Origin of the sequence: Komagataeibacter xylinus NBRC 15237, assembly GCF_001571345.1 — a bacterium.
Taxonomy (GTDB): domain Bacteria; phylum Pseudomonadota; class Alphaproteobacteria; order Acetobacterales; family Acetobacteraceae; genus Komagataeibacter; species Komagataeibacter xylinus.
This window is the reverse complement of record NZ_BCTP01000154.1, coordinates 1-505: the sequence shown is the minus strand read 5'-3', so window position 1 is coordinate 505 and position 505 is coordinate 1. Positions and strand designations below refer to the sequence as shown.

Sequence of the window (505 nt, the reverse complement as noted above, 5' to 3'; positions counted from 1 at the left end):
GCTGTCCCCGCGCACCAGAATACGCACCCTGGGCCAGCGGTTCCTGATCTGCTGCACAATCCGGCGGATGTCAGCCAGCACTTCCTTCCCCGGGTCCCTGTCTGCCGTGCGCAGGGTAGCGCTGAGGAGATGATCCCCGCAGAAGATGTATAGCGGCAGATAGCAGTTATGGCCGTAATACCCATGAAAGGCCCGGCCTTCCTGATGGCCATGGATACGATCATCGGTCGCGTCCACGTCCAGAACGATCCGGGCAGGAGCCCGATCATGCCGGTCCATGTAGAGCGTGACGAACAGCTCCGCCAGTGCCTCATGATCAGCAATGATGCGGCAGTAACGGTCTGCCTTGTGGCCACTGCGCTCCAGCCGGTTCAGTGTAGATTTGCCAGCCAATGCTGCGCAGTTTGCCCGGCCTCCTGACAGACGGCCCGAGGCCAGACCAAAGATCAGGTCATGCCGCAGGGCATCGTGATCATTGAGATCTTCATAGCCCAGTGCCAGGCCC

Annotated in this window: 1 protein-coding gene; it reads right to left on the bottom strand. The window is 60.8% G+C overall.

What is annotated here, in order from left to right; genetic code table 11:
- Positions 1-505: transposase (locus GXY01S_RS16860; RefSeq protein ID WP_174521000.1), on the bottom strand; the 505-nt coding region annotated here is incomplete at both ends.